Raw genomic sequence first — 26,150 nt, 5'->3', positions numbered from 1 at the left:
CGATGAGCCTGCGCATCGCGGTGATCGGTCTGGGGGCCTGGGGCTCCACCCTGGCGGGCCTGTTCCAGGAACAGGGCCACCAGGTGATGGGCTGGAGCCGCCGCGAGGGCGGTGATCCGGTCAGGCTTCTGGCCAATGCGGAGCTGGTGGTGATGGCCACGGCGCTGCAGGGGGTGCGGGAGCTGGCTGCTCGGCTGGGCCCCCATTGGCCAGCCGGTGTGCCCTTGCTGAGCTGCAGCAAGGGCATCGATCTCGATCAGCACTGCACCCCAAGCCAGTTGTGGCAGCAACAGATTCCGGATGTCCCCCTGGTGGTGCTCAGTGGCCCCAACCTGGCCACTGAACTGGCCGCTGGCCTACCAGCCGCCAGCGTGCTCGCCAGCCACGATCAGGCCCTGGCGGAGCAGCTGCAGCAGGCCCTCAGCTCGGATCGCCTGCGGCTATATACCAATGGCGATCCGGTGGGCACCGAAGTGGCCGGGGCCCTCAAGAACGTGATGGCGATCGCGGCTGGGGTTTGCGATGGCCTGGCGCTCGGGGCCAATGCCAAGGCCTCGCTGCTGTGCCGAGGCCTGGTGGAGATGGGGCTGGTGATTCAGGAACTGGGCGGTGAGGCCCCGAGCCTGTACGGCCTGGCGGGGCTTGGCGATCTGCTGGCCACCGCCAACAGCAGCTTGAGCCGCAACTACCGCTTCGGCCTGGCCCTGGCGGGAGGGCTTGACCGCGATGCGGCCCTTGCCCGGGTGGGCGCCACGGTGGAGGGGGCCCAGACGGCGCGCGCTGTGCTGGCCCTGGCCAAGTGCCATGGCTGGCACCTACCGATCTGCGAGCAGGTGGGGGCCTTGATGGCGGGAACGCTGGAGCCGGAAGCCGCCGTGCGCCGCCTGATGGGGCGCGGCCTGCGCCCTGAAGAGTTGGTATTCGCCTGATGAACACCCGCCCTGCCCTCCTGCTGGAAGCGTTCACCGATCAACCGTTGCAGGGCAACGGTGCTGCGGTGGTCTGGCTGGAGGAACCGGCCAGCGCCAGCTGGATGCAACGGCTGGCGGGCAGCTTCAAGCAGTCGGAAACCGCCTTTCTGCAGCGTGAGCCTGGTGGGCCCTGGCGGCTGCGCTGGTTCACACCCAGCTGCGAGGTGCCCCTCTGCGGCCACGCCACCCTGGCGGCCACCCTGGCCCTGGCCCACTGGGGTTGCCTGCAACCCGGTGAAACGCTTTCCCTGGCCAGCCGCAGTGGCGGGCTGCAGGTGGGACTCGATGGGGAACGGCCTGGTGCTGCTCACCTGCAGCTCCCCAGCGCTGGGATCGAGCCCTTGGCCGTTCCCAAGGAGCTGGAGGCCCTGCTCGGTCAGCGTATCGAGCGCTATTGGGGCTCCTCCCTGGGGTATCGCGTGGCGTTACTGGAGGCCGCCGCACCGTTGGCCTCGCTGCCTTGCCCTTCAGCGCAACTGCAGGGGCAAGACCGGATGGGTTTGGTGCTGATGCAAGCGCTTGATGGCCGAGGCCCTGAGCTGATGGGGGGGGCATGCGATTACCAGCTGCGCTTTTTTGCCCCGGGGCTCGGCATTGAGGAAGACCCGGTCACGGGTTCAGCCCATGCCCTGGTGGCCCCCTGGTGGATGGAGCAGCTGCAACGAAACCAGGTGCGCGGCTGGCAAGCCTCGGAGCGCCATGGTGGAATGCTGTGCGAGGCCGCCGGCCCTGGTTGGGTTCGGTTGACAGGCTCCGCTCAGCTCCTATGGGACGGACAGATCAACAGCTCCGGCGCTGGCTGCGATCCGGACGACTGGCGGCAGGCCGTGCGGCTGTGAACTGGCGCCGCTGGCTCGTGGGCGCCCCCGTGGGCCTTGGTGCCATGGGCCTGGGTTTCTGGGCCCAGGCAGTGCTGCCGAGCAGTTCAGGGGTGAATGGCCCCCTGCTGGAAGCGATGTTGGCGAGCCCGCCTCCCCACGCTGTTCCGAAGGCCTCCGCCCGCGACGATGTGCAAGGTGTGGCGGCGGAGCGGATGGGCCGAGAGGCGGGCAGCCTGGCGTTGGCTGAACCCGCCGAGGGCACACCCCTCGAGCTCGAGATCCGCGTGGCGGTGGTGCGTGACGCCCAACAGCTGCAGCTTTCAGCGACGGGGCCCTGGTGGTTGCGCGCGGCCGATGGTCGCGTGCTGCGCCAGGGCTCTGCCAGCGAAACCACGGGCTTGCAGAGCGCCGAGCCCCTGCCAGCGGAGCTCTGGCTGGAAACCAGTGGCGGCCACGCGGTGCAGGTGAATGGCCAGGCCTACGACGGGCGCTTGCGGTTGCTGCGCGATCCCGGCGGTTTCCTGGCGGTGAACCACCTGCCCCTTGAGGCCTATGTGGCTTCGGTGGTGGGGGCGGAGATGCCCAGCTCCTGGAACCTGGAAGCGCTCAAGGCCCAGGCCGTGGCCGCCCGCTCCTACGCCTTGGCCCACATGGCGCGCCCGGCGAGTCGCCATTGGCACCTGGGCAACACCACCCGCTGGCAGGCCTATCGCGGCCTCGCCAGCAGCCACGCACGCACGCGCCAAGCGGCGGCCGATACCCGCGGACTGATCCTCAGTTATCAAGGCGGCATCGTGGAGAGCCTCTACGCCGCCACCGGTGCGATCAGCCTCGAGGCCCATGGCCACCTGGGGGCCTCGATGAGCCAGCACGGGGCCCAGGAGCTGGCGAGCAACGGCCAGCTCTATAACCAGATCCTCGGCCACTACTACCGGGGCGCATCCCTGGCACGGCTGCGTCAGGGCGCGGGCTGATGGGGCGGTTTCTGGAGGCAGCTCTGGAGCGCTCACGCCAGGCAGAGCGCAGCGGGGCGCTCGTGCCCCTCCAGACCGAAGTGGTGCCACTGGGCGGTTGCGAGCCCTTTGTGCTGCGGCGACTGCTCTGCGACACACCGAAACATCTGCGCAGTGCAGGGCCCAAGCCCAATCCCTTTCTCCCCTGGGATCCGGAGCTGGAGGTGAGCTGCCTCAGCGACGAGCACGTGCTGATTCTCAACAAGTTCCCCGTGCAGCGGGGCCATGTGCTGCTCATCCCTCAGCGCTGGCAGCCGCAATCGGGCTGGCTCTCAGCGGCGGATTGGCAGGCTCTGGCAGCGGTGGAGGCTGACACCCCGGGCCTGTGGTTTTTCAATAGCTGCGCCGCCGCCGGGGCCAGCCAACCGCATCGGCATCTCCAGTTGTTGCCGCGTGAGCCCGCCGAGCCCAGTTGTCCGTTGGCCGCTGCCTGCGCGCAGCAACTGCGGGGCAGCCGCGACCCATGGCCCTGGCTCTACCGGCTGAGCCCACGCCTCCACAGCGGCACCGCCCAGGCGGCAGCGGAATTGGAGGAGCTTTACCAGCGTCACCAACGGGACTTGGGGCTGGGGGCGCCGGATCTGCACCCCCAGCCCCAGCAGCCCTACAACCTGATCCTGGAGCCCGCCTGGTTCATGACCGTGGTGCGCACTCGGGAGCATTGGGCTGGCATGAGCATCAATGCCCTGGGGTTCGCCGGCTGTTTGTTGATCACGCCAGAGTCCGACACAGCCTGGCTGCAACAGCATGGTCCCCTGGCGCTGCTCCAGGCGGTGGCCGGGCGTTGATGCAGGTTGCGTGGTTTCCCGGATGCGCGGGCTCGATGCCCGCCATTTGGCTGAAAGAGCCCAATCACCTAGGCCATGGCACGCCATCCAGCAGATCCGATCCGCACGCGCAACCGGCGGGTCGCTGAGCACCTGTTTCTGGTGCGCCGTGTGGCCAACCACTACGCGGCCTGCACGGCGGAGCGCCGCGATGACCTGCAACAAGTGGGTGCCTTGGGGCTCATCCGTGCAGCTGAGCGTTACGACAGCCAGAGTGCGGTGCCGTTTGCGGCGTTTGCACGACCCCATATCCGCGGGGCTGTGCTGCATTACCTGCGGGATGTCGCGCCATTGCTGCGGCTCTCGCGCCGGCTGCACGAACGCGCCTATCAACTCAACCGCCAGGGCACTCGGACGGCTGAACTGGACAGCCTGCGCTCTTGGCAAATGGTGCAGCTGTTGCCGCCCTGGCGTCTGCAGGCCACACAGGCCGCTGCCCGCGATGCTCTGGCTGATCAGCCCATGCCGCAACACCAGGGATCAGAGTCTGGGATTGAACCGCAGGACGCGCTCGCTGCCCTGGGACGGCTGGAGCGCCGCCAGAAGCAAGTGGTGGAAGCGGTGGTGCTGGAAGGCCAGACCCTGCGCGCGGTGGCTGAAAGGCTTGGCATCAGCGCGGCCACCGTGCACCGGTTGCTGCATCAGGCCCTGGCGGAGCTCAGGCGTCAGCTGAGTCCTGCATCTGGCGCTCAAGGGTGCTGATCGCGGCGTTGATCGCCGCCAGCTGACGCTCCAGCCCATCCCGCCAGAAGGTGAGGGTGTGGAGCTTGCGCTCCTGATGACGGCGGCGGCACTGCTGGGGGTTGGTGCTGTCTCCGCAGCCAAAGAATGGCGGGAACATGGGAAAATAAGGAGCAGTTGTTGTTCTAGCGGTCGACAGGGGCCGACCGCGGGAATGGATCGACGGGCCTGGATCGCCTCCGTTAAGAGGCCAGAACCTCTTGCTTTGACTGATTTTCATGCCGACAGAGCTAAAGCAATTCGGAACCCACGGCCACCTCTGGCTGTTCTGATCGCAGGGTGAGAGCAGTGGGACCCAGAGCTCCGATGAAGGTGTTGTTTCTGGCGCTGCTCGGCAGCGTGATCGTGGCGCCCGTTCCGTCTCAGGCCTATGTGGCGCTGATGGCCGGGCAATCGGCTCGCCCCTTGGGCGGCACGTTTAACAACGTGCCGGTGCTGCACTCCAACCAACCCGAAGAGGTGCTCGGCCCCGGGATCCTGGTGGACACCCGCCCTGGCTCAGCGATTGCAGCCGAGACCAACCAGCCACTGGCCAACGCCACCTACACCTTCAACGGTGAGTTCGGCCTGCACGTTCACCACAAATACGATCCGGCTGATCGCAGCCGTGTGCGTGGCGCCAATGGCCGCCGCGGTGAACTCACCCTGGCCACGATCCTGATCAACCCGGGCTCGCGCCCGGTGCACATCCGCTTCAAGAAAGGGGCGGTGCGCAACAGCTTCGAGGCGCCTTACCTCGCCAACAACCTGATGGGGGTGAAGCCCCTCGGCCCGCGCCCCTGGAACACTGGCCCTGGTGACGCCACCGCTGTGCAGATGCTGCGCGGTCAGCTCGACCGGAAACTCGAGGACGAGATCACGATCCCGCCCAACAGCCGCATTGTGTTGTTCAGCACAGCCCTACCGGCTCTGGGCATCGCCAACGGATTGCTGCGGGGCCGCAGTGATGGGCCTTTCCAGATGGCCGTGGTCGCCGCCCGTGATCCCCAAAGTGATGCCGACATCCTGGCAGTGCTCGACAGCAAACGCCTCGCGCCCGGCCGCATCTATCTGAGCCGGATTCGCCAGATCCAGGAGGGCATTGTGTTTTCGCGGGTGGGAGGCGTGGCCCTGGGCGATACATACACCGCCAGCCTCAGCCATGACCTCAGTCAAGGCTCTTTGCACGTCCCACTAACAAGCACTAATCGGCACCACTTTGGCACGCGTGAAGTTCAGGTGAACCAGTTGGCGGTACGGATGATCGATTCATCGCTCGACAACGTGGGCACCTATGGCGTTCTCTTCGATGTGCAGCTGAACCTGCAAGGTTCGGGTCCACATCAATTGGTCTTCAGTCATCCCACCCCCAATGGAAAGCAATTCACCGCCTTCCGTGGCTCAATTGGCATCGAAACCGATGAGGGCTACCGCGAGGTTCATGTGGGCATGCGCTCCGGTCAGAGCCTGCCGATTGCCTCGCTGAATCTCAAGCCGGGCCAAAACAACCCTGTGAAGGTGAGCCTGGTGTATCCGGCTGACGCCACACCCGGGCACCTGCTCAGCGTGGTGCCCGACCAGCAGCTCGCGCAGCTTCGCCAGCGGGAGCAGGTCCTGGCCGCCGCGCAGGCCACCAAGCCCAAGCCTGCACCGAGCGCACCCGCCGCGCCCGCCGCCCCAGCTGTTGCCAACGCCCCAGCTCCTGCTCCGGCGAAGCCGAAGCCCCGGGTCGCAGCCTCGAAGCCAAAGCCTCAGGCCCCTGCTGTGGTGGCGACCCCCGGATGGATGCAGCCACTGCCGCCCGTACCGAGCATGCAGGGGCTGCCCCCTGCGGTGATCACACCGACCCGGATGAGCCAGAGCCTGATGGAGCGCTACCAACAAGCGGTGCAGGCACAACAGCAGCTGATGAATTCCCTGATGGGCCGATAACCTCAGGGAGCATCAGCACCTGGGCGTGGGGGAGAGCGGATCCGACAAACGGCGCATCACCCTGGAACTCAGCGCTGATCTGCTGGGCTGGATCGATGGATTGAAGTCTCAGATGGGCTTCCGCAGCCGCGGACTCATCGTGGAACAGTTGCTCCGCGAGCTGGTTCCAGACCTCGATGATCGCTCGTCTCCAGGCGATGAGACGAGCGATCCGGAGCCACGTCCCACATCCGGTGATGACGCGGGCCTGCCGGCAGCTGAGGCGGGCGAGGGCGCGATGGTCTCGACCAGACCTGGCGAGCTCGACGAGAACACGGCCATTGTTCTCATTGGATCAGCACTTGTCCCAGCACAAGACCAGTGTCGCGTCGCGCCTAAGACAGCTGATGCCGCAACGCAGTCGACGAGCGGAGCTGTTGCTGGGATTCAGTTGCCCGGATTTGTGCGTAGGCAAGCCCAGGCGGTGAAGCGCAGCCTGGCTGAACAGGCCACCCCAAGTAGCGACGACCGCGCGAACGCCCTGGCCCTGATCCCATCCGACGCATTAGCCGAGGCGCTCCAACGCGCGCAACAGCATTGGCTGGAGATCTACGGAACACCCCCCAGCGAAGCCGCGCAGGATGCAGCGCTCACTTGGCTGGCTCGAGACATCTGGCCCCAGTCGGACCACAGCGATGGTCGCCCCTTCAGCTGGGGCCTGGCACAGCAGGTGTTGATGTCGTTTGCCCCCGGCTGGCTGGCGGGAGATCCAAGTCTTGACCGGGTGATCACCGCCGCCGGCATCTTGGAGGACCCCTTCGGGGCCAACAGCCTGGCGATGCGGGTCCCCACCTTGATCACGCGGTTCGTGCAACGACAACGCAGCCGACAGAAACGGCGCACGTCGTTTGATGCCATCGACCAATCGATGACCGTGCATGGCGCCCTGCGCCTGCTGCAACTACCCACCATCGCGGATCGGCCATACACGCTTAAGGAGATTCGCGAGGCCTATCGAGAACAGGCCCAGAGCCACCACCCCGATGCAGGGGGTTCCGCCGATGCGATGCGTCGCTTGAACGAGGCGTATCAGTTCCTCAAGGAGCGCTACCGGCAGGCCGCATAGCCTATCCCAGGCAAGTCTTGCTTTGGGTCCAGACTTTGTTTTCGACTGAGACTATTGAGACAGCCTCGGCTCCCGGTCAGTCGTCGACTTGATCAGCCATTCCCTGGGACGGCGCTGTTCTGTTGCACTGCCCTCGTGGGCAGTCGCCTCGACACGGTCTCGCGAGTCGTATTCGGAGTTCGCGGCTAGTCCCGTCATGGGCCCTATGCATGACAAATGAGACACTGGTCACAGGACGTGCGATCGATCGACAAAGCCGCATTCTGTTCACTTCTCAGATTTTCGTGATTTCTAGCTGCACGAGCGCAGTCAACCATTGCTCGTTCTTGCCATCCAAGGCTTGTTGATTTGTTCGAAACGACCTGAGCGCTTGCAAGGAGATCATCCACAGCCCTCCAGCGGCCATCGCCGGATTCAAAGCGTTCGCTGTCCATCGCCCGTACACCCGTGTCCAGTGGTCCTGGACCAAGCCAAAACCATTCGCCGGACTTGACTCCTGCGTCTGCGCACCTGCTGTATACACAGGTACGCCATTGGAAAACTCCCTGCATCGCGTTTTCGGGCAGTCGCAACGCGAGGGTCAGCGTGGATGTCAATACCAGATACGCCCTCTGGCGCTGGTTGGGTTTCGGGGCGCCTCTCACCCACTCCACACCAGGAAAGACTGGCATCGAGCAGAAGAAACCCTTGGCCTATCTCAGGGGAACTGGACTAGACCCAGCACGAGTCTAGTAGTGCAGTGAACTAAGGACTGGTGGATAAGTCTGTGTCGCCCTGGCTCCTGCGGATTGAGTGGGTCATGAATCCAGGCCTCTTCCTTCCGCCGTGTTTTGTGTGCAGCCGAGCCGGTGCATTGATCTGCGCAACTGTGCAAATCTGAAGATCAACGGATGTCCGGTATAAGACACAGGCTTGGACCCAGTGTGCGCCCGGTACTATCTCGCTGAGACTCGTCGATTTCGGTCAAGGGAACAGGCAGCGCCGCTTGATGGGCGTTCAGTTACAAAAAAGCCGGCAGTCGTGGCTGCCGGCTGAGCGCAAACACCAAATTGGGCTGGCCGACCAAACCCTGCGATCAGCAGGGTGTCTGCATCCCCTGGATCAGGAAGTCGAAGTAAGGAGCAGCGAGGGCTGCATCGTCGTTGTTGAGCAGAACCAGAGACGCTTCCTTGAGGCAGCGCATCGACTCCACCATGCCGGGCATGGGGACGCCGAGGCTGTTGTACATCTCGCGGGCGCCTTCGAGACCGATCTTCTGGATCATCTCGGTGCTGCCGGCCAGGACGCCGTAGGTGACCAGGCGCAGGTACCAGCCGAAATCACGCAGGCACTGGGCGCGTTGCTTTTGTCCGTAGGCATTTCCGCCGGGGGCCACATACTCGGGCTTGCGGCTGAACAGCTGCTTGGCGGCTTCGTCGACGATTTTTTTCTCGTTCTCGGTGAGCGCCTTCACCACAGACATGCGGCTGGCGCCAGTGGAGAGGAACTCCACCATCGAACGGAGCTCACCGCCGGTGGGATAGCGCAGTTGATCGTCGGCCTGCAGGATCAGATCGCGTACGACGCTCATCGAAACCACCTGGTGCCTCGCGATCTTATCGAGACTGAAGACCTGATCTCGGCTTTGAGGGCCAGGTGTTTACGCACCGATAGGGTCGAGTGATCAGGAAAGGGAATAACCATGCCCACGGCAACCGCCTTGAAGCTGGGCCAGACGTTTGAGCTGAGCATCGATGGGCTCGGCCATGAGGGGCAGGGGGTGGGCCGCTGGAACGAGTTGGTGGTGTTCGTGCCCGGTGCCCTGCCTGGTGAGCGCGTGGTGGCGCGGCTGCGGCGGCAGGCCAAGCGCCACCTGGAAGCCGAGCTGGTGGGCGTGGAGGAGCCGGCAGCGGAGCGGCGCAAGCCCGCCTGCATCCTCACGGACCGCTGCGGCGGCTGCTCGCTGCAGCACTGCGACGACACTGCCCAGGCGGAGCTCAAAACCGATCTGGTGCGCCAGGCGCTGCAGCGGCTCGGTCAGCTCCAGGTGGAGGTGTTGCCGATCTTCAGTGCCGCCAGCCCCCTGGGCTATCGCAACCGCGCCTTGATCCCGTTGGAGCGCACGCCGGAGGGCCAGTTGCGGGCTGGGTATTACCGGCGCGGCAGCCACAAGATCGTGAACATGAACCGCTGCCCGGTGCTCGATCCACGCATCGATGGGCTGATCGCGGCGCTCAAAGCCGATCTGGAAACCACGCGCTGGCCGGTGGATGTGAACCTGAGCAGCGGTGGCGGCCTGCGCCACTTGGCCCTGCGGGTGGGGCATCACAGCGGTGAGGTGTTGATCACGCTGGTGAGCAGCCACAACAACCTGCCTGGGCTGGAAGCGCTCGCCAACGAATGGATGCAGCGCTGGCCGGAGGTGGTGGGGGTGAATCTCAACATCCAGCCCAAAGCCAGCAATGTGGTGCTCGGCCCTGATACCCACCAGGTGGCGGGACGCTCCTGGCTGCTGGAGCGCTTTGCCGGCCAGGAACTGCGCATTGCCGCCGACACCTTCTTTCAGGTGAACACCGCCCAGGCCGAGCGGGTGGTGCCATTGCTCACGGCCTTCTTCAGTGAACCTCCGCAGAGCCAGGTGCTGGAGGCCTACAGCGGCATCGGCACCTTTTCACTGCCGTTGGCGGCGGCCGGGCTGGATGTGCTCGGGCTGGAGCTGCATCCGGGCTCGGTGGAGCAGGCGCGCGCCAATGCCGAGCGCAACCAGCTGCCCCGCGCCCGCTTTGAGCAGGCGGATGTAGCGGCCTCGCTGGCCGAACACCTCACCTGGGCTGAATCCCTGCTCGTGGACCCACCGCGTAAGGGCCTCACGCCCGAGGTGATGGAGGCGATTCTCCAGGCACCGCCGCGGCGCCTGGCCTACATCAGCTGCAACCCCGCCACCCTCGCGCGTGACCTGGGCCGCCTCACCAGCGAAGCCGGTTACCGGCTGCGGCCTGTGCATCCGGTGGATTTCTTCCCCCAGACGAGCCACGTGGAGTGCGTGGCCCTACTCGAGCGCGAGTAAAAGCAGCCCGCTCAGGCCCGCAGCTGGGCGCCGAACTGCTTCTCCAGGGCGGCGCGGATCTTGGCGTGGGCGGCATCCACATCCGCATCGGTGAGGGTGCGCTTGGCATCCCGGTAGCGCAGGCGGAAGGCCTGGCTGCAGCTGCCGGCGGCCACCTGTTCGCCTTCGTAGCGGTCCACCAGTTCGGCCTGCTCGAGCAGTGGCTTGCCGGCCTTGCGGATCGCCTGCAGCAACTGGCCGCTGGCGGTGCTGCTGGGCACCACCAGGGCCAGGTCGCGCTCGGAGGCGGGCACGGTGGCGAAGGGGGCGAAGGCCGGCTGCCAGCGGTTGCGGCGGGTGGCGGCGCTGAGCAGCTGGGGCACCTCCAGCTGGAACAGATAGGTGGCGGCGGGCAGGTCATAGCGCTCCGCCAGTTCCGGGTGCACCTGGCCGAACCAGCCGGTGGGGCGGCCTTCCACCACCACCTGAGCGGCGCGGCCGGGATGCAGCAGCGGCTCATCACTGAGGCGCCGGTCCTCCACGGGCAGCTTCAGGCTCTCGAGGGCCTGCTGCAGCACACCGCGGGCCTGGAAATAATCGAGGGCTTGTGGCTTACCGCTGCTGCTCCACAGCTCCGCCTGGCGGGCGCCGCAGATCACGCCGGCCAGCTGCAGGCGTTGCCCGCCGTCGTTGGCGGATGCATCAAACACATTGCCCAGCTCGAAGGCCCAGAAGCCGCTGCGGCCGGCCTGCAGGTTGCGTTGGGCAGCTGCCAGCAGTTCATCCACCAGGCTGTCGCGCAGGTGGCTGTAATCGGCCAGCAGGGGGTTGGCTAAAGCCACACGCTTGGCCGGATCCGCGCCGGGTCGTTCGGAAGCGGCAGGGCCGAGGGAGAGGCTGCAGGTTTCCTGAAGACCCGCGGCTGCGAGCATCCGGCGCAGACGGCGCTCGGCCTGCTGCTCGTCGCTGAGGCCGCCGGGCTCGATCGGGTCGGGCAGGTGGCTGGCAAAGCGGTCGTAGCCCACCAGGCGGGCCACTTCCTCGATCAGGTCCACCTCGCGCTGGAGGTCCATGGCGCGGGAGGGGGGCACCTGCACCTGCCAGCCCTCGTCGTCCGGGCTGAGGCTGCAGCCGAGGGCGGTGAGGATCTGCTCGATCTCGGCATCAGGCAGGTCGCTCTCGTTGCCCTCCGCATCCACCACGGGCCCGAGCAGGTTGTGCAGCGCATCGCTGCGCAGATTTAGGGCCGGGCGGGGCGCTTCCTGGCGTTCGTGGCACCAGCGACCATCCAGCTGGGCGCCGCAGAGCTCCTGGAGCAGCTTCACGGCCCGATCGGCGGCGGTTAGGGTCACCTCCCGCGGCAAACCCTTCTCAAAACGGCTGCTGGCATCGGTGCGCAGGCCCACGCTGCGGGCACTGCGGCGCACGGTTTGCGGGGCAAACATCGCCGCCTCCAGCCAGATGCTGGTGGTGGTGTCGTCCACACAGCTGTTGTCGCCACCGATCACACCGGCCAGGGCAACGGCCTGATCGGCGTAGCTCACCACCCAGGCTTCCTCGCTAAGGCTGTGCTCACTGCCATCGAGGGCCTTAAACGCCTCGCCGGAGCGGCCCCTGCGCAGATCCAGGCGGGCCGGATCGGCCTGGCCACCGCTGAGGGCCGCCAGCTTGGCGGCATCAAACGCATGCAGGGGTTGGCCGAACTCGAGCATCACCAGATTGGTGATGTCGACCACGTTGTTGATGGGACGCAGGCCGGCGCGCTCGAGGCGGTTCTGCAGCCACTGGGGCGAGGGCGCCACCGTGATGCCATTGAGGGCCGTGAGGCTGAACAGACCACCGGCTTCGATCCGCTCCTTCACGCCTGCATCCACCGGCAGCGGTTGGGCCGCCACGGCAGGGGCGGCGGCGGGCAGGGTGAGCGAAGCGCCGCTGAGGGCCGCCACTTCCCGGGCGATGCCCTGCATCGAGAGGCCATCGGGCCGGTTGGCGGTGATCGCCAGTTCGAGCACCTGGTCGTCCAGCCCGAACAGGGGGCCCACGGGGGTGCCCAGGGCCGGCACGCTCTCCAGGGCCTCATCGAGGATCACGATCCCATCGGAGCTGTCGGCCTGGCCGAGCTCGGAGAGGGAGCAGATCATGCCGCTGCTGGCCACGCCGCGCAGTTCGGCTGGTTTGATCGTGAGATCCACCGACGGTAGATACGAACCCACCGTGGCCACCGCCACATGAATGCCGGCGCGTACGTTTTTGGCACCGCACACGATCTGCAGCGGTTCGGCGGCGCCGATCGCCACCGTGCAAACGCTCAACTTGTCGGCGTTGGGATGCTGCTCGCGGCTCTGCACATGGCCCACCACCACACCGGCGGCACGGGCAGCGAGATCCTCAATCTCCTCCACTTCGAAGCCGGCCACCGAGAGGCGCTCCGCCAGCTCATCGGTGGGCAGATCACAGGCCACCAGCTCCCGCAGCCATTGGAGCGAGACCCGCATGTCAGAACCGTTCGCAATCGGCCGACTCTAAAGACCTGGCCTACAGGGAGAGGTCAGGCGACACGGTATGGTTGATCGCTGTTCAACACGCATCGCCCAAGCGAGGCAACGTCCTTTATGGCTAAGAACAAGGGCGTCCGGATCGTGATCACTCTCGAGTGCACCGAATGCCGGTCCAACCCCGCCAAGCGGTCTCCTGGTGTGTCCCGTTACACCACCCAGAAGAACCGCCGCAACACCACTGAACGGATCGAACTGAAGAAGTTCTGCCCGCACTGCAACCAGTCGACGGTCCACAAAGAGATCAAGTGATCTCGTCGGCTTCCACGTCTGCTGTGTAGTCAGCGCCTTCTGCCTTTTCTCTTCTCCGTTCAGCCATGGCTAGTTCCTTCTTCAAGAAACGCCTTTCGCCGATTAAGCCCGGCGATCCGATCGACTACAAGGATGTCGATCTGCTCAAGAAGTTCATCACCGAGCGCGGCAAAATCCTGCCCCGCCGTCTGACGGGCCTCACCGCCAAGCAGCAACGCGACCTCACCAATGCTGTGAAGCGCGCCCGCATCGTGGCCCTGCTGCCCTTCGTGAATCCCGAGGGCTGATCACCTGGCATCCGCGGCGTTCCATCCCGGCGATTTGGTCGGTGTGCAGGAGTCTCGCGGAGCCCAGCTCGCGGTTGTCGAAGCGATCCAAGGCAGCAAAGCTCGCCTGAGGATTGGCTTCGATGCCAAACAATCCGTGTTGCCCCAGCGTCAGCTGGAGCTCATTTGCCCCCTGTCCACCGGTGCCGACGCACCGCAGCGGTTGGGGGCTTCGCCTTGGAATCTCACGGCCGAATCACTCGCGCGAGCTGCTCTCAGCCGTCGCGCCTGGGGCGCAGCCTGGCTCCTGCTCCTGGAATCGGATGAGACGGTTGCGCTCGCCGACTTTGCTGATCTCGTGTGCGGTGGCACCGATCCAGCGCAGCTGGCGGTGTGCTGGCTGGAGCTGGTGGGCCCGCAGCAGTGGTTTCGCTTCAAGCAGGGGGAGATCCAAGCGCGCAGCGCCGCTGAACTGAAACCGCTGCGACGCGAGCGGCGTGTCAAACAGCTGGCCGAGCAGCGCGAGCAGGAATGGATTCAGCTGCTGCGCGCCCGCCAGCCTGTCCAGGCTGAAGCGCTGCCAGCTGAGCAGCAACGCCGGCTGGAGGCCCTGAAGCAGCTGGCGGCCAGCCATGTGGAGCTCGAGCAGCTCGACCCCCTGCTGCGCCAGAGCCTCAGTGCACTGCACCTGGGCCACGACCGCGGCGATCTGCGCCATCTGCTGGTGGACCTGGGCCAGTGGGACCGGCACCATCTCGTGTCGATGGGGGGCACCACCTGGAGCCTGGGCTTCAGCGCTGAGCTGGAGGCTGAAGCCGAGCGCCTGTTGGCGCTGAACGAGCAGGAGCTCCCCGGCGATGCGGAGCGGCTCGATCTCACCGGCCAACGCTGCGTCACGATTGACGACGACGACACCCGCGACATCGACGACGGCCTGGCGCTGGAGCGCCGCCCAGATGGCGGCTTGCGGCTGTGGATCCACGTAGCGGATCCAGGCCGTCTGGTGGAGCCGGAGTCGCCCCTGGATCTGGAAGCCCGCCGGCGCGGCAGCAGCCTCTATTTGGCCAGCGGCAATCTGCCCATGTTCCCGCTGGAGCTCACCACCGGCCCCTTCAGCCTGCGGGCCGGTGTGCGCAGTGCCGCCTGGAGCACCTGGGTGGATCTCGATGTCGAAGGCGACATCGCCGATTACGGCATCGTGCGCAGCTGGGTGAAACCCACCTTCCGGCTGAGTTACAGCGATGCCGATGATCTGATTGATCTGGCCCCGCCGGAGGAGCCCGATCTGGCCGATCTTGATCAGCTGCTCGATCGGCGCCGCCAGTGGCGGGTGCGCCAGGGCGCCTTGCTGATGGATCTGCCCGAAGGTCGCATCCGCAGCCGTGATGGTGAACCGGTGCTGGAGATCAGCGAACCGAGCCCGTCTCGGGCGATGGTGGCCGAGGCCATGATCCTGGCGGGTGCGCTTGCAGCCCGCTTCGGCGTGGAACATGGGGTGGCGCTGCCCTACCGCAGCCAGCTGCCGGCTGAACTGCCCCCGCAGGCGGAGCTCGATGCCCTGCCGGATGGAGCGGTGCGCTTTGCCGCGATCAAGCGCTGCCTGAGCCGGGGCCTGATGGGCACTCAGGCTGCTCCGCATTTCAGCCTGGGCCTGCCGGCCTACGCCCAGGCCACCTCCCCGATCCGCCGCTACGGCGATCTGGTGGTGCAACGCCAGATCCAGGCTCAGCTGAGCGGTGGCAGCCCCCTCAGTGAGGACGCGCTGCAGGAGCTGCTCAGCGGTTTCGATGGAGCAGTGCGCGAGGGCATCGGCATCTCCCGCGAAGACCAGCGCCACTGGCAGCAAGTGTGGTTCGAAACCCACAAGAGCAGCCAATGGCGCGCTGATTTCCTGCGCTGGCTGCGGCCCCAGGACCGGCTCGGCCTGGTGCGCATTGATGATCTGGCCCTGGACCTGGCGGCCGAATGCCCTCAGAACGCCCAGCCCGGCGAAGCGCTGCTGCTGCGGGTGCATCAGGTGGATTCGCTGCGGGATCAGCTGAGGCTGGTGGCGTCAGCCAGCTGATCCCACCAAACACGACACCACTCACCCACACAAAGAAAGCTGTTAAAGCGCTTACAATTCGGGCTCAATGATCGAGCAAAAAGCTCTGAGACCGCTATTAATGACGACTTGGCATCATCACGGTATCAAGATGCATGCATAAGCCTCAGATGCTGGATCATATCGATCATGCACACGCACAAGGTTCCCAACTAAGCAAGCGGCTAGTGTGATTAGCTCGTAGTTCCCAGCCGGTGCGTGTGCGCTAAAGGACCGCGTTTTCATCCAAGCGATGCTGAGTTCAGGCAACGAACGGCGACGGTGAATGGACTTCTAGAGCATTGGCCATTGGTTGGTGCATCCGGTTCCTGGCTTGAAGCGCACATGATGGCAAGGAGCACCTTGGCCATGGGTGATCAGCGCGTGCTCGGCACATGCATCGATGCAGACGAAGTTTATGACCTCCTGAAATCACAGACACGTCGCTGCCTCCTGATGATGGTCGATTCCATTGCTGTAGATCATGGGAAGGATTTGGTTGAGCGATTGAGACAGCTGGAGCCGCAACCATTGATCGTGCTGCTAGTAGACGATCTGAACTGGATTCGGGACAAGTACTACCCTCTAGAGAATGTAGACGCAGTCATCCATACCCATAGCTTTGGAACTGGTGCCTTGATCGATAGTCTTCACGCCTTGCAGAGAGGCACGAAATTTATCGATCCCGCGGTCATTGCTGCACTAAATCAGCAGAAGGCTGCCAATGTAATTCGCTTGACAAATCGTGAGCTCGATACATTGAGGGAGCTTGCCGATGGCCTAACCAATCGCCAGATCGGTGCGCGCCTCGGCGTCGCTGACACAACAGTACGCGACTACGTGAAGTCACTGATGACAAAACTAGACGCAAATACTCGAACCCAGGTCGTACGGCGAGCGTTAGAAGCCGGTTTACTTGATTACAACAGTGGAAAGCTAGACGTTGCCTGAACTTTCCCAGACAAGCGCCTTCACCTATGCACTCCTACTAGCTGGTGGAGTGAGCATGGGTCTGCCGATGGGTGCTGCAGTGGTCGCAGCTGGAGCTCTTTTTGGTGGCCTACGCGGCACAGCCATCGTGATTCTGGCCCAAGCCATCGGCCTGGCGATCAATTGGCACCTCTGTCGAACATGGTGTCGTGAGTGGCTGATGAGTCGGTTGGAACAACGCAATCGGGCCCGATGGCTGCTTGGATTGTCTCAACAATCCATCACCTTTCCAGTCCTGGTGCTGCTGCGTCTTGCACCACTGCCGATGACAGTGGTGAGTGCCTGTTGCGCCCTCTCCTCAACAGACTGGCAGCCCTACGCTCTGGCATCGACCACCCTGGTGCTTCGATTTAGCCTGATGGTCCATGTTGGTGCCCTGGGCGCTGACGCTGTGGAGGGGCACCTCTCGGCACTAACCACAGTGATGACAGCTGTTGCAGCATCAGCATTGCTGATGCTGGCATGGCTGAGCGGCAAGCGACTCAGGCGGCTGATTAGAACGAATCATCACTGGGCCGAACCCCTACGAAAGGAGGTACCGCAAAGGCGCTGTAAATCCAACAATAGATTGACCCAGTAAGCCAGCTCTCGCTCGCGTTCTCCATTGAGACATTGCGCTGTTGGGAGTTTGCGGCACCGGTCGCCAATCAACATCCATCAAGTTCCACCATGCGTCTGCCGAAGGTCCTTCTGGCCTCTATCGCCGGCCTTGCATTAGCTGCCACGGTGCAGCCCGCTTCCCATGCTCAGGCTACTTCGCCCAACAGGAAAGCCAACGAGGTCCTGAAGAATTTCCCGCTCATACCACTAAGAAATCAGAAGTATGCGCTGTGCGCTGGTGCAGTAACATTCAATTTTGATGGTATTACTTATGCTCGATGTGCCTTAAAGGATGGAAATAGTCTCGCTTTGAAGCATCCTTACAAGGGTGGGAATGCCGAGACAGTCAATAAAATCGGCAACGCTCCAGGCAACGGAAGTTTTCTGGTCAGCACCTACAGCCCTCCGAGCCCTGATGAGAATGCTCTTTACTCCTGTACGAGCAGTGGAGCTTATGCACAGTGCAACGGTGGTATTTGTTTCACCAACACCACGGGTAATGAGTTCCCAGGACTTGGTCGTCTTGCAAGCAATGAAATCATCTGCTCATGCCCCATCACTGTTGCAAAGGGCTATCATGTGACTGGACCTGCCCAGTGCCCGACAAGTCGTTCCGCCTACGACAAGATCTGCGGCAAAGGAAGTGAAAAAGCAGTCACGAAAGACGGTGCAAGCCTCTACATCGGCGCTGGGGGGCCTCCTGCAACCACTCTCGGCATGAATGCCTACTACGATAAGGTTTTCAAGACAACAAGCGGATCCAAGATCTGCGAACGTCCCTGAACTTGTCTCTTTAACATCCAAACAGCAACGATGATGACTCGAGTCTGCAACATGAACCTTTTGCTTCGGGTCTCATCGTGCTTTCTTTGGGGTGCGTCGCTCGCGGTGTACCCATTTGCTTCATATGCTCAGACGAAGCCATTAAAACCAACACAAGGCTTTGATCAGCAAGTAATTGACGTAATCATGCGTCATCCTGATGCACTGATTCGCTCAGTCGAGCTCTATCAAGAACGGAAGAAACAAGAAAGTGAGCTGAAAGTTCAGAAGCTGGCTAATGCGATGAAGACTGATTCTTCTCGTTATGTTTCTGCCTCTCCTATCTTTGGCAGCCGTTCTGCAAAGACTTATTTATATGTGTTTGCAGATTTCCAATGTCCATTCTGCGCCCAGGTAAGCGGCGTGTTGAGTAAGTTTATTGCAAGCACTCCGGATGTGGCGCTAGTATACAAGAATTATCCCATCGTTTCTATCCATCCCGAAGCGATGAATGCCGCTGCTGCAGCTTGGGCGGCGCAACAGCAAAGCGCCTTTTGGCCGTATCACGATATCCTCTATGCGAACCAATCCGAGATCAACGATGCACTCTTGATAACGGCCGCCAAGGAGCTAAAGCTTGATTTGGAACGATTTAATCGTGATCGTAAGAGTGAGGCAGCATTAGCATCAATTAAGTCCGACATGGAACTCGGCAATGCCCTTGGGATCTCTGGAACCCCATTTTTCGTCATGAATGGCGAGGTCTTCTCTGGAGCCGTGAATGCCGAATCCCTGAGGAGTCGTTTGTAGTTGATCACTGGTCAATCTCAAGGACAGTTTCTGGAGCGTCGCTCTGGGGCAGAGCAATGTCCCTTGCAACCGTAAAAACTATCAGAGAATCCTGAGGTATCTCTACAAGAGGTGGAAGCATCTTTGCAGGTTTGTCCATTAGGGCACCAAGAAGTTTGAGCCCGAAGTCAACACCTACAATTCCTAATATAAGGGGAGTAATGCTTTGTTGATCTGTCCTATAACCATCTTTGTCGTAGGAATAGCTATTAGCAACAGCGAGCCCTAGCAGTGTTGGTATCAACAAGGAATCCTGCCCCGCTTCGAAGGCTGTACTGATACGTGATTTGGGTTGTTCAATGTACTGTCCATAGTCCTCAGGTCTGATTTGGGCAGGCATGAGTCGTCCTTCTGTATCCAGATCAATATTGAGGCCGTGGTACACAATTTTGTCGACTGTGATGTAGTCCCCCCCATCTCTTTTCTCGATCATTGCAGTAATAATAGATCCAGCTGGCATCGCAACGTCGCCATTAGAATCATAAATCGGTATTGCGGAGAGCAAAGTAACCGGCATCCCATACTTTCGTTCTGGATCCAATACGATATCAAGGAGAACGCGGCCCACAATTGCAGTTCTCTTGGGTATCACCTGTCCATCTGCATAGAATGGTGATGGCTCTAGACGCAGTTCCGGCTCAGCGGTCGCTCCCAGAGGAATAAGGGACTGAATCAACAATATCGTTGTTATCAGGTTTAGCCTGCGTGCTGATCGCATCGTGGTGAAGCGGTTGACTGCGATTGGTGATTCGTCTCTGCTCATCACCCTCAAGACGAGCAATGTGAACGTCGTTCAATTGTAGATGAAGACTGACAGGCAGCAGCCCCATAACGGCGCACGTTAAGCTCATCATTAGCGACTCCTATGTCAGAGAAGCCACCCCCTACAAATGTATGTACCGCATAGTTTCAATCGTGTTTAGGGTTCAATTGAACCTGTTTCAATCTTGTCTCTGTATCACCCATCTATTGATGTCTTTGCTTTAGAAATTCGTTCGGCAGTACCGATTAGGGCGTCAGATCACGAAGCCCTGTCGTTTGAAATTCTCATTGACACAGCCATTCATTCAGAGGCTTCCTCCCATGTCACGCGTAAAGGCTAAGCAGCAAGCAACCACAACAGAGTCGAGCACGCAGCGTCCGAATGTTGTGATCTTTATCACTGACCAAGAACGCCCTACTGATTTGTGGATGCCGAAGGAGTGGGCGCAAGACAATTTACCAACGCGTAAGTTTCTTGAGCAAAATGGCCTCAGTTTTACAAATGCTTTTGCGAACACGAACATGTGTTCGTCGTCACGGGCATCCTTCTTTACGGGATTGTATCCAGCTCAACACGGTGTCGATAAACTATTAACGATCACCAATAACCCATTTATTCGAGACGAGACTCAATTAAGTCCAGACCTGTTTACCATCGGGGATTTACTCTCCGATGATTATGATGTCGTCTACAAGGGCAAGTGGCACGCTAGCAAGGGCCTGCTACGTACGATGGGTACTGAAGACCCAAGTGATGATCAAGAAGTTTATGTGGATATGACCCAATATGGGTTTACGGAGTGGGAGGGACCTGATGCCGGATCAGTTCCCTACCGCTACGGCGGCCCAGTGGCACATCCTGGGCAACCTAATCCTGAGGATTATCCCGAAGGCTACGATCAAGGGTTTACCGACCAAGCTGTTCGCTACATCAATGGTCGCTCAGCCTCTGGTTCAGATAAGCCATTTGCTCTCGTTGTTTCACTGGTTAATCCTCACGACCTGTTGATCTATCCCAGTCTCTACTCAACGCAGGAGATGCGGGATATATTGGGCATTGATGAGAATGCAGATCTTTCAACCCTAAATATTCCCACCACTGATGGTACAAATATCGATCTGGATGCATTCCCTATTCCGGATGAAGCTTTACTGTGGAGTGAGACATTTGGATATGATCTGAAGGATCTGCTTGGTCCAAGTGGGTTCCTGCCAGGAATGGACGAAAACCTTCTCCCCTATACCCCAGATGGCAAGGTTCCTAAGGATTACAACCTCAAGCCACATTTACAGATTGAGAATCTGCAGGGCATTAATAGCTACTTTCCTCCCACTGACTCTCCCAATAAACAGCTCGCTTACATCAACTTCTATCTGAATCTGATTCAGCGCGCTGACGAGCAGCAGTATCAGGTCATTCAAGCGCTAGAAGCTAACGGTTTCCTTGACAACACAGTAATCGTCAAGACCTCTGATCATGGCGAAATGGGCCTCGCCCATGGAGGTACTAGGCAAAAGGCCAATGTTGCATATCAGGAAGCTGTTGATGTACCCCTCCTTTGGTATGGTCCAGACATTCCAAAAGGGAAAAAGTCAGACGCCTTGGTCTCCCACGTCGACTTTCTGCCGACCCTGGCGGGCTATCTTGGGCTTGACTCAAAGGCCAAGGATCAAGGCCTGATGGGTGTTGATTACTCGGACGTTCTCAATGGTAAAAAGGCCGACGCTCAGAAATATACGCTCTTTACCTTTGACGATATCTATACATTGGGTGATCCAGCCAATCCATGGGTTCCCTCTTTCGTTGATGCGAACACTGCCTTCCCCTATAAGCGACTCACCACAGAAGAATTCCTCGCCAATGGGCAAGCGGGCTTTTATCCGCAGCCCAATCGCATTGTGATGATACAGAATAAAGACTTTAAACTTACTCGTTATTATAACGCAACTGATCCTGATAACTCTAAGCTCTATCAGGAAGAATTCTACGATCGTCGCAAGAACGGGGGCGATTACTACAAGCCCAGCAAGCAGCAGACAACGGATGTCTACAGTGGGGTTGATCCCATCACGGGTGAACGGGTTCTTCTCAGCTCCGACTTTCTGACGTCTGGAGATCCTCTCAAAGTCATTGATTCACTCCAGCTAACAAAAGTAAAGGGTTACAACTCAAAATTTGACCCCGCTCCGCTCGAGCTCGTCAATCTGTCTCCGTGGGCTGAAGAGCAACGCAATCAGCCAATTGCGACTCCAAAGCAGCAGAAAGCTTATCAGAAAATGAGCAAGATGCTCGATAAGGCTATTGATAAACGCTTACAACCTGCCAAATCGAGATTCAGCATCGCCGCTCCTGAGATTGTGAATGACAATGAAGGTATTCCAATCAGCCATTTGATCCCTTCGATCGATGGTGGCAACACAAACGATCTTGAAATTGCATTTACAACCCGTGCCAACCAGACCTATCGTCTCCAGTACCTCAACAATTCCGGAAACTGGGTTACTTTTGACGAAGGTATTAAGGGCACCAACGGGCCTGTCTATCGCTACGAGAAAGGACTACCGTCGTACATCACGGATTTTCAATCCCAAATCCGGATCTCGTGGACCGGTACCGATTTCATTGGTGGTGAGGACCTCGCTACGATCGGTATGGGCGGTAACGCGCTGCAACGGGACAATGCGAATGACCTATTGATCCAAAGTGGAGCAGATGCCTATGGCTTAGGTAGCACCTTTCCTGATCTGATGTAGTCTCCGCTTCCAGTTGTCCACCACAGCTTTCAGGCCATGAGCATCTCATCCGTTCGTGATTTTATTGCACACGCTCGCGCTAATGCTGACGTCTCGTCGCAGCTGGCCGAATGCTCACTTGAAAGCTGGGGTGACGCTCATACACCATTGGACGTTGATCATTTCAGAGTGATTGATGTCGCAAAACGTGCTGGCTTTGACATTGATCTCTCTGATCTCGTGAGCGCTCAATGTCATGAGCTGGATCATTTCTGGTCTTACGAGATGAACAATGCATTTGTTGCTCGACGGGCGATGTCGCGTATCCAGATGAATGTCAGTGGTCAGAAGCCTATCGGCTACTACTACTAATCAACTCTTTGAGTCAGCACCCATCGGTTCTGGGTGCTCATTGTGCACGCCTGCTCACAGATCTTGTGCCTGAGGCCACAACTTTTCCGCGCGGATCCAGCCTCCCGCTGTGTTCTTGAATCCTCGTACGCGAGCAGGTAACTGACTGGTGATCAACTTAAGCTGTTGATTCACATCTGGTTCCAAGGTAATCAGTTGCCAGAGGGCGCCACAAGCCTCTGTGAATTGATAGCCACCGTCTGCATCTGGAGAGATGATTCCGACGGTGTCCGGTCCCCTGGCTATTGGCGGAGCTGATCTCGGGCTGCACTCAGCCATTTGCGCCGCCTTCACATTTGTGAGCGCCTGTTGTTGCAGACCGGCCCATGTCGGGTCATGCCAGGGTGTTTGCCAGAGCGGCACGACTGCTGAGGGGGCTTTTTGATCGTTAATCAGTCGTTCCTGAATGACGCGTACAGGCACGTCTGAAGGCTGACGTTGCTGTTCGACCGCCAGTGCTGCTGCGATCCCTGCAGCCTGACCCACATTCAGGATCAACGGCTGCAGGCGGGTGGCACCATTGGCCATGTGGCTCGTGCTGAAGGCTTTATCAGCAGCGAGCAGGTTCTGGACCTCACCACTCACCAAGGCTCCATAGGGAATGGCGAAGGGAGTTCCTGTCCAGCGACCGCCCCATCGGCAACTTTTTGATGCCAACGGCCAGTCGGGTCCGGGGTAGTGGTGATCGTTGGCATAGTTACCCACAGCGATCGAATCCAGTTCACCTTCTGCATTCATGGGTAGGTGGGCGATCGATGCGCCTTCGCCCATCGGCAGCAAATCCTGTTCAATCACCGTGGTGCGACCCACTATGCGGCGCCCCTCCCGCCAATAGGGCATCGCCGCAAGCCAGGGAGTTGGACTGCCCGCTTCTGGTGGGAAGGCATGCCCCAGCGTGAGCCAGCCACCAGTGGCTTCGTTCAGAGCCTCTGCAAAGCGCAGGCTGTGTGCCTGCATCTCCGTATAGAGCTCAGCTTCCTGCCTGGAATCACCGCAGAAGGCCCGCTCCAGGCCCCAATGCCAATCGTTACCCTGCAAGGGCCAATTGAGCATCACCAAACCTCCGGGCAGGCGGCCGTAGGTGATGGTTCGCTCGAGTCCGAAGGTCTGGCAGGCCTCTTCAAATGGCGCCGGTAGTCGTGGGTGACCTTCCGCATCAATGCCGCTGGCCGGATCCGCTAGCAGCCGATCGCCCTGCAGCTGCCCCATCACCACCCAGGTGGGCGACTGCACGGGCTGCTCGCGGAAGAAGGCCTCCGTGTTGAGCCGCTCCTGGCTGGGGGCACTCGGTTCACCCCATTGTTCCTGGGGCTCCCAGCCCAGGCGGAACGGAGCCTCCGCCAGCGGTAGAAGATCGCCTCTGTCGCTGCCGTCGATCACCACCTCACAGCGCACGCGCCGCTGCTCGCCCGCGACCTCAACGCGCACCGCAGTGATCAGAGAACCCTCCCGCTCCACCGCCAGGAGCTGGCAACAGGGCCACCACAGCAGTTTTGGCTCGGCGCGCACCCAGTCCTGCAGGATCGCCTCGGCGGTGGTGGGCCGGTACCCGAAGCAACTCACCCAGTTGTGATCGAGCCCTTCAGGTTCGCGCCGCTCCAGTTCCCGCAGAAAGGCGCCCCAGAGGCCTGTTTGCCAGGGGGTGAGCTCATTGCCATCGGGGCAGCACACCCCGGCGGCACTCACCATTCCCCCTAACCAGCTTCCGGGCGTGAGAAGAAGCGTGGTGGCACCGCCTCGGGCTGCCTGAATCGCCGCTGCCGCACCGCCGGTGCCGCCCCCCCACACGAGCACGTCCACCGTGTCGATCGATGGGGTCATGGAGAGTGGTTTGCAAAGCGCTATGAGCCTCGCAGGAGAACCGTGAACGCGCGGGCCCCGCTCCGTAGGATCCGCCCGATGACTTACACCCTCACCACCCCGCTCTACTACGTCAACGACAAGCCGCACCTGGGCAGCGCCTACACCACGCTGGCCTGTGATGCATTGGCGCGGTTTCAGCGGCTGAAGGGGGAGCGGGTGCTGTTCATCACCGGCTGCGACGAGCACGGCCAAAAGATCCAACGCACCGCCGAGGCCGCTGGCCTCAGCCCCCAGGCCCATTGCGATGGCGTGAGCGCGCAATACAAGGAGCTGTGGGAGCGCTGGCAGATCAGTAACAACCGCCTGATCCGCACCACCGATCCGCGGCATCGCCAGATCGTGGAGCAGTTCTTTGCCCGGGTGGAAGCGAATGGCGACATCGTGGAAGGCCGCCAGCAGGGCTGGTATTGCGTGGCCTGTGAGGAATTCAAAGACGATCCCCACGACGCCCAAGCCCCCGAGTGCCCCACCCACAAGCGGCCGCTGGAGTGGCGCGATGAGCTCAATCTCTTTTTCCGGCTCTCGCGTTATCAGGAGCAGATCGAGGCGCTGATCGCCCAGCCAGGCTTTATCCAGCCCGCCAGCCGGCGCAAGGAGGTGGAGAACTTCGTGAAGCAGGGCCTTCGCGACTTCTCGATTTCGCGCGTGAACCTGCCCTGGGGGATCCCGGTGCCTGGCCATGAAGGCCACACTTTTTATGTGTGGTTCGACGCGCTGCTCGGCTACATCACCGCACTGCTGGAAGAGGGCGACGCCCCCGATCTCGAGACCGCCCTCAGCCGCGGCTGGCCCGCCTCGGTGCATGTAATCGGCAAAGACATCCTGCGCTTCCACGCCGTGTATTGGCCGGCGATGTTGCTCTCAGCCGGGTTGCCCCTTCCCGCCAAGGTGTTCGGCCATGGCTTCCTCACCCGCGAGGGCCAGAAGATGGGCAAATCCCTGGGCAATGTGCTCGATCCGGCCGAGCTGCTCGAGCGCTGCGGCCGCGATGCCGTGCGCTGGTATCTGCTGCGCGATATCCCCTTCGGCGACGACGGCGACTTTCAGCAGCAGCGCTTCACCGATCTGGTGAACAACGATCTGGCCAACACCATCGGCAACATGCTCAACCGCACCAGCTCGATGGCGCGGCGTTGGTTTGAGGAATGCGTGCCGCCAGCCACAAGCGCCACGGGTGCCGATCACCCCCTGGCCCAGGCGGCCGCGGGGGCTCGCAGCGTCGTGCTCGAGGGCCTGGAGCAGCTCGACTTCCGCAGCGCCGCCGAAGCAGCCCTGCAGCTGGCGATTGCCGCCAACGGCTTCCTCAATGAGCAGGCCCCCTGGAGCCGCATGAAGCAGGAGGGCACCCGTGATCAGGTGGCGGATGATCTCTATGCCGTGCTCGAAGCCGCGCGCATCACCGCCATGCTCTTAGCGCCCCTTTTGCCGGATCTCAGTGGGCGCATGCTTCTCCAGCTCGGCCAGAGCGTGCCGGATTCCAGCGCTGGCGCAGCCGCTGAGAGCAGCTGGGTGCAGCACTTGGAGTGGGGCGGCCTGCAGAGTGGCGCCCCCTTGCCAGAGCCGTCGCCCGTGATGGCCCGGCTCGAGCTCGACGCCCCTTTGTGAGCTGA

23 protein-coding genes are annotated in these 26,150 nt (G+C 61.3%); 18 read left to right on the top strand and 5 right to left on the bottom strand.

Annotated elements, in window-relative coordinates; translation table 11 throughout:
- Positions 1–2 precede the first annotated feature (2 nt).
- The 5 genes from KUL97_RS03820 to KUL97_RS03800 all read left to right on the top strand — a co-directional run bounded on the left by KUL97_RS03820 (position 3) and on the right by KUL97_RS03800 (position 4,334).
- Positions 3–929 (top strand): NAD(P)H-dependent glycerol-3-phosphate dehydrogenase, encoded by a 927-nt coding sequence (locus KUL97_RS03820; RefSeq protein WP_217795655.1) that lies wholly within the window; start codon positions 3–5, stop codon positions 927–929.
- Positions 929–1,810: a PhzF family phenazine biosynthesis protein gene (locus KUL97_RS03815; RefSeq protein ID WP_217795654.1), complete on the top strand. Its 882-nt coding sequence runs from the start codon at positions 929–931 to the stop codon at positions 1,808–1,810. The genes KUL97_RS03820 and KUL97_RS03815 overlap by 1 nt, the downstream gene beginning before the upstream one ends.
- Positions 1,807–2,766, top strand: a complete 960-nt coding sequence (locus KUL97_RS03810; protein ID WP_217796018.1) for a SpoIID/LytB domain-containing protein — start codon at positions 1,807–1,809, stop codon at positions 2,764–2,766. The genes KUL97_RS03815 and KUL97_RS03810 overlap by 4 nt, the downstream gene beginning before the upstream one ends.
- Positions 2,766–3,593, top strand: coding sequence for an ATP adenylyltransferase (locus tag KUL97_RS03805; RefSeq protein ID WP_217795653.1), 828 nt, complete (start codon positions 2,766–2,768; stop codon positions 3,591–3,593). The genes KUL97_RS03810 and KUL97_RS03805 overlap by 1 nt, the downstream gene beginning before the upstream one ends.
- A 75-nt stretch (positions 3,594–3,668) precedes the next feature.
- Positions 3,669–4,334, top strand: coding sequence for a sigma-70 family RNA polymerase sigma factor (locus KUL97_RS03800; RefSeq protein WP_217795652.1), 666 nt, complete (start codon positions 3,669–3,671; stop codon positions 4,332–4,334).
- On the opposite strand, the gene KUL97_RS03795 is transcribed toward KUL97_RS03800, so the two are convergent.
- On the bottom strand, positions 4,291–4,473 hold the full coding sequence (locus tag KUL97_RS03795) for a sigma factor SigF (RefSeq protein ID WP_217795651.1): 183 nt from the start codon (positions 4,471–4,473) through the stop codon (positions 4,291–4,293). The two genes, KUL97_RS03800 and KUL97_RS03795, sit on opposite strands and share 44 nt — an antisense overlap.
- Before the next feature lie 206 nt (positions 4,474–4,679).
- On the opposite strand from KUL97_RS03795, the gene KUL97_RS03790 reads away from it, so the two are divergent.
- Both KUL97_RS03790 and KUL97_RS13685 read left to right on the top strand, forming a co-directional pair.
- Entirely contained in the window at positions 4,680–6,284 is a 1,605-nt protein-coding gene (locus KUL97_RS03790; RefSeq protein WP_217795650.1) for a DUF3370 family protein, read from the top strand.
- A 430-nt stretch (positions 6,285–6,714) separates the two neighbouring features.
- On the top strand, positions 6,715–7,389 hold the full coding sequence (locus KUL97_RS13685; RefSeq protein WP_254896170.1) for a J domain-containing protein: 675 nt from the start codon (positions 6,715–6,717) through the stop codon (positions 7,387–7,389).
- Between the two features lie 1,075 nt (positions 7,390–8,464).
- On the opposite strand, the gene KUL97_RS03780 is transcribed toward KUL97_RS13685, so the two are convergent.
- Entirely contained in the window at positions 8,465–8,959 is a 495-nt protein-coding gene (locus KUL97_RS03780) for an allophycocyanin subunit alpha-B (protein WP_217795648.1), read from the bottom strand.
- Positions 8,960–9,070: 111 nt separating this feature from the next.
- Here KUL97_RS03780 and rlmD point away from each other — a divergent pair, with 111 nt between their 5' ends.
- Positions 9,071–10,435: a 23S rRNA (uracil(1939)-C(5))-methyltransferase RlmD gene (rlmD, locus tag KUL97_RS03775; RefSeq protein WP_217795647.1), complete on the top strand. Its 1,365-nt coding sequence runs from the start codon at positions 9,071–9,073 to the stop codon at positions 10,433–10,435.
- Positions 10,436–10,446: 11 nt separating this feature from the next.
- Here the strand turns inward: rlmD and pheT are convergent, their stop codons facing one another.
- Positions 10,447–12,909, bottom strand: a complete 2,463-nt coding sequence (gene pheT, locus KUL97_RS03770) for a phenylalanine--tRNA ligase subunit beta (RefSeq protein WP_217795646.1) — start codon at positions 12,907–12,909, stop codon at positions 10,447–10,449.
- Positions 12,910–13,026: 117 nt separating this feature from the next.
- Here pheT and rpmG point away from each other — a divergent pair, with 117 nt between their 5' ends.
- The 7 genes from rpmG to KUL97_RS03735 all read left to right on the top strand — a co-directional run bounded on the left by rpmG (position 13,027) and on the right by KUL97_RS03735 (position 18,732).
- The gene (rpmG, locus tag KUL97_RS03765) at positions 13,027–13,221 is read left to right on the top strand and encodes a 50S ribosomal protein L33 (protein ID WP_217795645.1); all 195 of its coding nucleotides are present in this window, start codon (positions 13,027–13,029) and stop codon (positions 13,219–13,221) included.
- A gap of 65 nt (positions 13,222–13,286) precedes the next feature.
- Positions 13,287–13,508 (top strand): 30S ribosomal protein S18, encoded by a 222-nt coding sequence (rpsR, locus tag KUL97_RS03760; protein ID WP_010308434.1) that lies wholly within the window; start codon positions 13,287–13,289, stop codon positions 13,506–13,508.
- 43 nt (positions 13,509–13,551) lie between these two features.
- Positions 13,552–15,552, top strand: coding sequence for an RNB domain-containing ribonuclease (locus KUL97_RS03755; protein ID WP_368656083.1), 2,001 nt, complete (start codon positions 13,552–13,554; stop codon positions 15,550–15,552).
- Between the two features lie 387 nt (positions 15,553–15,939).
- A complete protein-coding gene (locus KUL97_RS03750; RefSeq protein WP_217795644.1) occupies positions 15,940–16,521 on the top strand; it encodes a response regulator transcription factor in 582 nt (193 codons plus the stop codon).
- Positions 16,514–17,140 (top strand): VTT domain-containing protein, encoded by a 627-nt coding sequence (locus KUL97_RS03745; RefSeq protein WP_217795643.1) that lies wholly within the window; start codon positions 16,514–16,516, stop codon positions 17,138–17,140. The genes KUL97_RS03750 and KUL97_RS03745 overlap by 8 nt, the downstream gene beginning before the upstream one ends.
- An 89-nt stretch (positions 17,141–17,229) precedes the next feature.
- Positions 17,230–17,943 carry a hypothetical protein gene (locus KUL97_RS03740; RefSeq protein WP_217795642.1) on the top strand — a complete coding sequence of 238 codons (714 nt, stop codon included), beginning with the start codon at positions 17,230–17,232 and terminating at the stop codon, positions 17,941–17,943.
- Positions 17,944–18,129: 186 nt separating this feature from the next.
- Positions 18,130–18,732 carry a thioredoxin domain-containing protein gene (locus KUL97_RS03735; RefSeq protein ID WP_217795641.1) on the top strand — a complete coding sequence of 201 codons (603 nt, stop codon included), beginning with the start codon at positions 18,130–18,132 and terminating at the stop codon, positions 18,730–18,732.
- Positions 18,733–18,736: 4 nt separating this feature from the next.
- On the opposite strand, the gene KUL97_RS03730 is transcribed toward KUL97_RS03735, so the two are convergent.
- Positions 18,737–19,534: a hypothetical protein gene (locus KUL97_RS03730; RefSeq protein ID WP_217795640.1), complete on the bottom strand. Its 798-nt coding sequence runs from the start codon at positions 19,532–19,534 to the stop codon at positions 18,737–18,739.
- A 320-nt stretch (positions 19,535–19,854) separates the two neighbouring features.
- Between KUL97_RS03730 and KUL97_RS03725 the strand changes: the two genes are divergently transcribed.
- Both KUL97_RS03725 and KUL97_RS03720 read left to right on the top strand, forming a co-directional pair.
- Complete coding sequence (locus KUL97_RS03725) at positions 19,855–22,287, top strand: sulfatase-like hydrolase/transferase (protein ID WP_217795639.1); 2,433 nt, start codon at positions 19,855–19,857, stop codon at positions 22,285–22,287.
- Positions 22,288–22,323: 36 nt separating this feature from the next.
- Positions 22,324–22,638, top strand: a complete 315-nt coding sequence (locus KUL97_RS03720) for a Nif11 family protein (RefSeq protein ID WP_217795638.1) — start codon at positions 22,324–22,326, stop codon at positions 22,636–22,638.
- Positions 22,639–22,692: 54 nt separating this feature from the next.
- On the opposite strand, the gene KUL97_RS03715 is transcribed toward KUL97_RS03720, so the two are convergent.
- Positions 22,693–24,498: an FAD-dependent oxidoreductase gene (locus KUL97_RS03715; RefSeq protein WP_217795637.1), complete on the bottom strand. Its 1,806-nt coding sequence runs from the start codon at positions 24,496–24,498 to the stop codon at positions 22,693–22,695.
- Between the two features lie 78 nt (positions 24,499–24,576).
- On the opposite strand from KUL97_RS03715, the gene KUL97_RS03710 reads away from it, so the two are divergent.
- Entirely contained in the window at positions 24,577–26,145 is a 1,569-nt protein-coding gene (locus tag KUL97_RS03710; RefSeq protein ID WP_217795636.1) for a methionine--tRNA ligase, read from the top strand.
- Positions 26,146–26,150: the final 5 nt, after the last annotated feature.

The organism is Synechococcus sp. HK05 (genome assembly GCF_019104765.1).
In the GTDB taxonomy this organism is placed as follows: domain Bacteria; phylum Cyanobacteriota; class Cyanobacteriia; order PCC-6307; family Cyanobiaceae; genus Vulcanococcus.
This window is presented reverse-complemented; position numbering and strand designations above follow the sequence as displayed.

Bases quoted from the DNA above. Each gene is read 5' to 3' on its own strand.
- KUL97_RS03710 (WP_217795636.1), top strand. From the start codon at position 24,577: ATGACTTACACCCTCACCACCCCGCTCTACTACGTCAACGACAAGCCG.
- KUL97_RS03735 (WP_217795641.1), top strand. From the start codon at position 18,130: ATGCGTCATCCTGATGCACTGATTCGCTCAGTCGAGCTCTATCAAGAA.
- KUL97_RS03750 (WP_217795644.1), top strand. From the start codon at position 15,940: ATGGGTGATCAGCGCGTGCTCGGCACATGCATCGATGCAGACGAAGTT.
- KUL97_RS03720 (WP_217795638.1), top strand. From the start codon at position 22,324: ATGAGCATCTCATCCGTTCGTGATTTTATTGCACACGCTCGCGCTAAT.
- KUL97_RS03725 (WP_217795639.1), top strand. From the start codon at position 19,855: ATGTCACGCGTAAAGGCTAAGCAGCAAGCAACCACAACAGAGTCGAGC.
- rpsR (WP_010308434.1), top strand. From the start codon at position 13,287: ATGGCTAGTTCCTTCTTCAAGAAACGCCTTTCGCCGATTAAGCCCGGC.
- rpmG (WP_217795645.1), top strand. From the start codon at position 13,027: ATGGCTAAGAACAAGGGCGTCCGGATCGTGATCACTCTCGAGTGCACC.
- KUL97_RS03715 (WP_217795637.1), bottom strand. From the start codon at position 24,498: ATGACCCCATCGATCGACACGGTGGACGTGCTCGTGTGGGGGGGCGGC.
- KUL97_RS03795 (WP_217795651.1), bottom strand. From the start codon at position 4,473: ATGTTCCCGCCATTCTTTGGCTGCGGAGACAGCACCAACCCCCAGCAG.
- KUL97_RS03815 (WP_217795654.1), top strand. From the start codon at position 929: ATGAACACCCGCCCTGCCCTCCTGCTGGAAGCGTTCACCGATCAACCG.
- KUL97_RS03780 (WP_217795648.1), bottom strand. From the start codon at position 8,959: ATGAGCGTCGTACGCGATCTGATCCTGCAGGCCGACGATCAACTGCGC.
- rlmD (WP_217795647.1), top strand. From the start codon at position 9,071: ATGCCCACGGCAACCGCCTTGAAGCTGGGCCAGACGTTTGAGCTGAGC.
- KUL97_RS03800 (WP_217795652.1), top strand. From the start codon at position 3,669: ATGGCACGCCATCCAGCAGATCCGATCCGCACGCGCAACCGGCGGGTC.
- KUL97_RS03790 (WP_217795650.1), top strand. From the start codon at position 4,680: ATGAAGGTGTTGTTTCTGGCGCTGCTCGGCAGCGTGATCGTGGCGCCC.
- KUL97_RS03740 (WP_217795642.1), top strand. From the start codon at position 17,230: ATGCGTCTGCCGAAGGTCCTTCTGGCCTCTATCGCCGGCCTTGCATTA.
- pheT (WP_217795646.1), bottom strand. From the start codon at position 12,909: ATGCGGGTCTCGCTCCAATGGCTGCGGGAGCTGGTGGCCTGTGATCTG.
- KUL97_RS03730 (WP_217795640.1), bottom strand. From the start codon at position 19,534: ATGAGCAGAGACGAATCACCAATCGCAGTCAACCGCTTCACCACGATG.
- KUL97_RS03805 (WP_217795653.1), top strand. From the start codon at position 2,766: ATGGGGCGGTTTCTGGAGGCAGCTCTGGAGCGCTCACGCCAGGCAGAG.
- KUL97_RS03820 (WP_217795655.1), top strand. From the start codon at position 3: ATGAGCCTGCGCATCGCGGTGATCGGTCTGGGGGCCTGGGGCTCCACC.